Below are 7,293 nucleotides of genomic sequence, written 5' to 3' on the forward strand. Positions count from 1 at the left end.
GTTGCGCCTGTTCCTGGCCTGGGAGTTCTTCGAATCGGGCCTGGAGAAGTTCAACGGCACCAACTGGTTCGCCGACCTGCAAAGCAGTTTTCCATTCCCGTTCAACCTGTTGCCGGTGGGTCTCAACTGGCAGCTGTCGATGTGGGCCGAATTGATCTGTCCGCTGCTCCTGCTGCTGGGGCTCGGCACCCGTCTGGCCTCGGCAGTGCTGATGGTGGTGACGGTGGTGGCGATTGCCGCCGTGCACTGGCCGAGCCAGTGGTCGAGCCTGGCGGAATTGGGGCGGGGTTATGCGATCACCGACCAGGGTTTTGGCAACTTCAAGCTACCGTTGATCTACCTGGTGGCGTTGCTGCCGCTGCTGTTGAAAGGGGCTGGAAGGTTGAGCCTGGATCACTGGCTGCGCCGGTACCTGTAGGAGCGGCCTTGTGTCGCGAAAGGGCCGCAAAGCGGCCCCAGGTCACGCAATTGTTGCATGGTTCATTGGGGCTGCTTCGCAGCCCATTCGCGACACAAGGCCGCTCCTGGCGATAGCGTTACACGTCTTCTGCCAGGTTGTCCTCATCCCGCCGATGCGCCCACTGATACAACGCTGGCAACACCAGCAAGGTCAGCGCCGTCGACGACAGGATCCCACCGATCACCACCGTCGCCAGCGGCCGCTGCACCTCGGCGCCGGTGCCGGTGGCCAGGGCCATGGGAATGAAGCCCAGCGACGCCACCAGCGCGGTCATCAGCACCGGCCGCAGGCGGGTCAACGCCCCCTCTTCCACCGCCGCGCGCAAGCTCCGGCCTTCCTCGCGCAGGTTGCGAATGAAGGCAATCATCACCAGGCCGTTGAGCACCGCGACGCCCGACAGCGCGATAAAGCCTACCCCCGCCGAGATCGACAGCGGGATATCCCGCAACCAAAGCGCCAGCACCCCGCCGGTCAGGGCGAAGGGGATGCCGGTGAACACCAGCAGGCCATCCTTGAGGTTGTTGAACATCATCAGCAGCAAGGCCATGACCAGCAGCAGCGAGACCGGCACCACCACCCGCAGGCGCTCTGCCGCCGACTGCAACTGCTCGAATTGGCCGCCCCAGCGGGTCCAGTAGCCCGGCGGGATCTGCACCTGGTCGATCAGCGTCTGCGAGGCCTGTTCGACGAACGAACCCAGGTCACGCCCACGCACGTTGGCGCTGACCACCACCACGCGCTTGCCATCCTCGCGGCTGACCTGGTTGGAGCCCAGCTGCAGGTTCAGGGTGGCCACCTGTGACAGCGGGATGAAGCCGATCTGCGAGGCACCGGCGGCGGCGCTGGCCGGCACCGGGATCAGCAGGCCGGACAAGCCGTCGACATCGGTGCGTAGCGCTTCCGACAGGCGCACCACCATGTCGAAGCGGCGGTCGCCTTCGTACAGGGTGCCGGCAGTGCGACCACCCACGGCGATGGCAATGGCGTCCTGAACATCGCCCACGTTCAGGCCGTAACGGGCGGCCTTGTCACGGTCGATATCGATGGTCAGCACCGGCAGGCCGGTGGTCTGCTCGACCTTCACCTCGGAGGCTCCCGGCACCTGCTGCAAGCTCGCGGCAATCTGCGCGGCGGTGCGGTTGAGTACCTCCATGTCGTCGCCGAACACCTTCACCGCGACATCGCTGCGCACCCCGGAGATCAGCTCGTTGAAGCGCAGCTGGATCGGCTGCGACAGCTCGTAGTTGCTACCCGGCACGCTGGCGGCGGCACGCTGTACCTCGAAGATCAGTTCATCGCGCGGCTTGCCTGGATCCTGCCATTGCTCGCGGGGCTTGAGCATCACGTAGGCGTCGGAGATGTTCGGCGGCATCGGGTCGGAAGCGATCTCGGCTGTGCCGGTACGGGCGAACACCCGCTCGACTTCCGGCACCTGGGCGATGATGGTCTTCTCCAGGCGCTGCTGCATGTCCACCGACTGCGACAGGCTGGTGCCCGGCACGCGCAGGGCCTGCAGGGCGAAATCACCCTCGCTGAGGCTGGGGATGAACTCACTGCCCATGCGACTGGCCAGCACGCCGGACAGCAGCACCACGGTGGCGGCGCCGGCGAACGCCAGGTTGCGCCGGCCCAGCACCCAGTCCAGCACCGGGGCGTAGCGGCGGCGGGCGGTGCGCATGACCGCGCCCTCCTCCTCCTTCACCTTGCCGGTGACGAACAGCGCGAGCGCCGCCGGAACGAAGGTCACCGAAAGGATCATCGCCCCCAGCAGCGCCATCACCACGGTGAAGGCCATGGGGTGGAACATCTTGCCCTCGACCCCTGTCAGGGCAAAGATCGGCAGGTACACCACCATGATGATCAACTGCCCGTAGATCAGCGGCCGACGTGCCTCGCGGGCGGCGGCGAACACTTCGTGGAAGCGCTCGGAGCGGGTCAGCATGCGGCCATGATGCTGCTGGGCATGAGCCAGGCGGCGGATGGCGTTCTCGACGATCACCACCGCGCCGTCGACGATGATGCCGAAGTCGAGTGCCCCCAGGCTCATCAGGTTGGCGCTGACCTTGTTGCTGAACATGCCGGTGAAGGTGAACAGCATCGACAGGGGGATGACCATGGCGGTGATCAACGCCGCGCGGATGTTGCCCAGGAACAGGAACAATACGGCGATGACCAGGATAGCGCCTTCGATGAGGTTCTTCTTCACCGTGGCGATGGCTTTTTCCACCAGGTTGGTGCGGTCATAGACGGTGATCGCCACCACGCCCTTGGGCAGGCTGCGGTTGATCTCCTCGAGCTTGGCCGCCACCGCCTGGGACACTGTGCGGCTGTTCTCGCCGATCAGCATGAACACCGTGCCCAGCACCACCTCGCGGCCATTCTCGGTGGCGGCGCCCGAGCGCAGCTCCTGGCCCAGGCCAACCTGGGCGACATGGCTGACGCGGATCGGCGTGCCATCGACGCTGGAGATGACGATGTTGGCGATGTCCTCGGCCGAGGCCACCTGGCCCGGGGCGCGGATCAGCAACTGCTCGCCGTTGCGCTCGATGTAGCCGGCGCCGACGTTGGCATTGTTGCGCTCGAGCGCCGCGACCAGGTCGTTGAGGGTCAGCTTGTAGGCCGCCAGGCGCTTGGGTTCAGGCGCGATCAGGTACTGCTTGGCATGGCCGCCGATGCTGTTCACCTCGGCCACACCCGGCACGTTGCGCAGCTGCGGCTTGATGATCCAGTCCTGGATCACCCGCAGATCGGTGGCGGTATAGGACGTGCCGTCGTCCTTCACCGCCCCCTCCTCGGCCTCGACCGTCCACAGGAAGATCTCGCCAAGGCCAGTGGAGATCGGCCCCATGGCCGCCTCGATGCCTTCGGGCAACCGCTCGCGGGCCACCTGCAAGCGCTCGTTGACCAGCTGGCGGGCAAAGAAGATGTCGGTGCCGTCATCGAAGATCACCGTCACCTGGGACAGCCCCGAACGCGACAGCGAGCGGGTCTGCTTGAGGCCTGGCAGGCCGGCCATGGCGGTCTCGATGGCGAAGGTGATGCGCTGCTCGGTCTCCAGCGGCGAGTAGCCGGGCGCTGCGGTGTTGATCTGCACCTGCACGTTGGTGATGTCGGGCACGGCGTCGATGGGCAGCTTCTGGTAGCTGTGGATGCCCACGGCGGCCATCAGCACCACGGCGAGCATCACCACCAGGCGTTGCTCGATGGCGAACTGGATAAGGCGTTCGAACATGAATGGCGTCCCCGGTCAGTGGCTGTGTTCGGCCGAGCCTTTGCCCAGCTCGGACTTGAGGACGAAGCTGCCGGCGGCGGCGACCACGGTGCCGGCGGCCAGCCCCTCGCGCACTTCCACCTGGCCGGCGTCGCGGCGCCCGGTCTTCACCGGGCGGGCCTCAAAGCCCTCGTCGGTACGGGCGAACACCACGGTCTGTTCATCCCAGGTCTGCAGTGCGCTTTCCGGCACCACCACGGCGGCGTCGAAACGCTCGACGGTAACCGCGATGTTGACGAACAGCCCGGGGCGCCAGGCGCCATTGGGATTGGCCAGGGTGGCGCGCACGGTGGCGGCGCGGTTCTGCTCGCCGAGCAGGCTGCCGACGTAGTTGACCTTGCCCTCCACCTGGGCGCCGAGGTCCGGCGCGCTGACGCTGACGCCACGGCCGCTGACCACCTTGTCCAGGTCGCGCGGGGCCACGGCGAAGGTGGCCCAGACCCGGCTCAGATCGGACAGGGTGAAGGCATTGCTGGTCTCGTCCACCACCTCGCCCACGGTCAGGTGCTTTTCCACCACCACCGCGTCGAACGGTGCACGCAACTCGTAGCGGTTGCCCTTGCCGGCCGGCGCCACGGCGGCGGCCTTCTGCCCGGCGTTGGCAGCGGCGATCTCGGCCTCCTGCAGCGCCTGGCGGGCCTGCAGGTAGTCCTGTTCGGCGCTGATGCGCTCCTGCCACAGCTGCTTCTCACGCTCGAAGGTCAAGCGGGCCAGCTCCAGGCGGCGCTGGGCGGCCTGCTGCTCGCTGCGCAGCTCGGAGATCTGCTGGCTGGCGATCACCGCCAGCACCTGGCCACGCTTGACCGCCTGGCCCAGCTCGGCCTGCACCGACTCGACCACGCCGGGGACGCGGGGCACCACGTGGGCGGTGCGGTCCTCGTCGAAGCGGATCTCACCGGGGAAGCTGATGGCAGTGCCCAAGGTGCGCGGGCCGGCAGTGGCCAGCTGCACGCCGGCGGCCTGGATCTGCTCGGCGGAGAGATGCAGCTGGCCCTCTTCGTCGGCATGGCTTTCGCCTGCGGACTCACCGTGGCCATCGTCCTTGTCTTCGTCGTGGCCGTGGCCGGCTTCGCCGTGGTCGTCGTGCTGGGCCTGGCCGCTGCCGGCCTTACCGAGGGTGCCGGTCCAGGCGGCACCGCCGAGGCCGATAACGGCCAGGGCAGCGGCGAGGATGGCGAGCTTGCGTGGGTTGGTCATTGTTGCTCCTGCTGGAAAAGTCGTTGCAGTTCAGGGCCCATCGCGGGGCAAGCCCGCTCCCGCGGGAATGCGTGGGAGCGGGCTTGCCCCGCGATGGGTCGAGGCTCAAAGCTCGCCGTAGATCCGCTCCACCTGCGCCCGGGCATCGGTCGCCTGGGCCAGCGCTTCGAGGTACAAGCCCCGTGCATCGATCAGCGTTCGCTGGGCGTCGAGCACATCGAGGAAGGCGAACTTGCCCATCTCGAAGCCGCGTGTGGCGGTGTCCACCGCCTGCTGGGCGGCGGGCAGGATGGTGCGGTCGTAGGCCTGCACTTCGCCCATAGCCGTGCCCCACTGCTCCAGGGCGCTGCGGGTTTCGCTGCGCAGGCGCACCTCCACGGCGTTGCGCAGGTCACGGGCCTGGTCGGCGCGACGGGCGGCGGCCAGGACGTTGCCCTGGTTGCGGTCGAACAGCGGCAGCGGCATCGACAGCCCGACCACGTTGACCCGCTCACGGTCCTCGCGGCTGTACTGGCTGCCCAGGCTGACGGTCAGGTTGGGAATGCGCTGGGCCTTCTCGGAACCGAGGCTGGCATCGCCACGCTCGATCTGTGCCGCGGCCAGGCGCCATTCGGCGGTCTGCTCGACCTTGGCCAGCAGGGGTTCGGCCTGCGGCGCCGGGCCGGGTGAGAGGTTGCTCGCGTCGAGCCGGTCGAAACGGGCCTCGGCACTGCCCGTCAGACGCGCCAGGATCTGGTTGGCCACACCACGTTCGGTGCGTGCCCGACGCACCGCCGCCTCGGCCTGGGCCAGCTGGACCTGGGCACGGGTGGCCTCCACCGGCGAGGACTGCCCGGCGCGCACCCGCCCCTCCACCACCCGCAGGCCGCGTTCGGTCAGCGCCTGCGACTGTTGCGCCAGCTCCAGCGCGGTCTGTGCCCGCAAGGCGGCATGAAAGGCCTGGATCACATCCGCGCGCAGGCTGTTGCGCTGGCGCTCGAGCTCCAGCCGAGCGATTGCCTGGCCGGCCTCGGCGACTTCGATCCGCGCGCCGCGCTTGCCGCCCAGTTCCAGGGCCTGGCTGAGGGTCACGGTGGTGGTGCTGGTGGCGCGGCGGGTGTCCTCGACCTCCCAGGACAGCTCGGGGTTGGGGATCAACCCGGCCTGGCGGCGCTCGCCCTCGGCGATGCCGATCTCACGGCCGATGGCGGCGAAGTCCGGGTTCTGGGAGAAGGCGGCGTCGAGCGCCTGGTCCAGGCTCAGGCCCTGGGCACCGGCAGGGCCGGCCAGCAACAGGCAGAGCAAGGCGATCTTGCGGGGGATGGGCACGGCGGAAGTCCTCGTCGACAAGCGGCGGAATGCTTTGGCGAGGGACTTTAGGCAGCGGTGGTTATCGGGGCGGTGGCGGGAAGATTACAATTCTGTAATCAAGCATGCCGAGGGTGAATCGCCCTGAAATTTGGGCCTTTCAGGGTGTTCGACGTTAGCGTTGCAGCACCTATGAGATCGAGCGCCGCGCGGGCGGCGCTCGATCTCATAGGTGCTACAGAACTCTCGCCAGGCACCTCTGCGCCATCACCCAATCAAAACCACCCGCAAACACTTGCCATCAGCCCAATCCCGAAATACTGTATAAATAAACAGTTATTTCGGACACTCCCATGCAGCTCATCGCCAAGCTCGGCATCCTCGCCGACGCCGCCAAGTACGACGCGTCCTGCGCCAGCAGCGGCGCCCCCAAGCGCAGCTCCCGTGGCCGCGACGGCCTCGGCGCTACCGACGGCATGGGCATCTGCCACAGCTACACCCCGGACGGGCGCTGCGTGTCGCTGCTCAAGGTGCTGCTGACCAACTTCTGCCTGTACGACTGCCAGTACTGCGTCAACCGCCGCTCCAGCAACGTGCCGCGGGCGCGTTTCAGCCCCGAGGAAGTGGTGCGCCTGACCCTGGACTTCTACCGGCGCAACTGCATCAGCGGCCTGTTTCTCAGCTCCGGCATCATCCGCTCGGCCGACTACACCATGGAGCAGCTGATCCGGGTGGCCCGTCTGCTGCGCGAGGAGCATGGCTTTCGTGGCTACATCCACCTCAAGACCATCCCCGACGCCGACCCGCTGCTGATCGAGGAAGCCGGACGCCTGGCCGACCGCTTGAGCGTGAACATCGAGCTGCCCACCGACGCCAGCCTCGAACGCCTGGCCCCGGAGAAGCGCGCCAGTACCATCCGCCAGGCCATGGGCGTAATCCACCACGGCCAGCAGGCCGTCGCCGGCGAACCACGAGCGCCACGCTTCACCCCCGCCGGGCAGAGCACCCAGGTCATCGTCGGCGCCGACGCCACCGACGACAGCGCCCTGCTGCGCAACGCCGAGTCGCTGTACCAGGG

At 67.6% G+C, this 7,293-nt stretch carries 5 protein-coding genes; 2 read left to right on the forward strand and 3 right to left on the reverse strand.

From position 1 onward, the window contains the following. The first annotated feature begins 1 nt into the window (after position 1). Positions 2 to 418 (forward strand): DoxX family protein, encoded by a 417-nt coding sequence (locus CC207_RS14835; protein WP_088852336.1) that lies wholly within the window; start codon positions 2 to 4, stop codon positions 416 to 418. A 118-nt stretch (positions 419 to 536) separates the two neighbouring features. On the opposite strand, the gene CC207_RS14840 is transcribed toward CC207_RS14835, so the two are convergent. The 3 genes from CC207_RS14840 to CC207_RS14850 all read right to left on the reverse strand — a co-directional run bounded on the left by CC207_RS14840 (position 537) and on the right by CC207_RS14850 (position 6,236). Then, positions 537 to 3,692, reverse strand: coding sequence for a CusA/CzcA family heavy metal efflux RND transporter (locus CC207_RS14840; RefSeq protein WP_088852337.1), 3,156 nt, complete (start codon positions 3,690 to 3,692; stop codon positions 537 to 539). Between the two features lie 15 nt (positions 3,693 to 3,707). Beyond that, on the reverse strand, positions 3,708 to 4,928 hold the full coding sequence (locus CC207_RS14845; RefSeq protein WP_028691819.1) for an efflux RND transporter periplasmic adaptor subunit: 1,221 nt from the start codon (positions 4,926 to 4,928) through the stop codon (positions 3,708 to 3,710). Positions 4,929 to 5,033: 105 nt separating this feature from the next. Beyond that, complete coding sequence (locus CC207_RS14850) at positions 5,034 to 6,236, reverse strand: TolC family protein (RefSeq protein WP_088852338.1); 1,203 nt, start codon at positions 6,234 to 6,236, stop codon at positions 5,034 to 5,036. A gap of 332 nt (positions 6,237 to 6,568) precedes the next feature. Between CC207_RS14850 and CC207_RS14855 the strand changes: the two genes are divergently transcribed. Next, positions 6,569 to 7,293, forward strand: a 725-nt coding sequence (locus CC207_RS14855) for a putative DNA modification/repair radical SAM protein (protein WP_088852339.1), incomplete at its 3' end; no start/stop codon positions are given.

The organism is Pseudomonas sp. DrBHI1, assembly GCF_002205115.1.
Lineage (GTDB): Bacteria > Pseudomonadota > Gammaproteobacteria > Pseudomonadales > Pseudomonadaceae > Aquipseudomonas > Aquipseudomonas mosselii.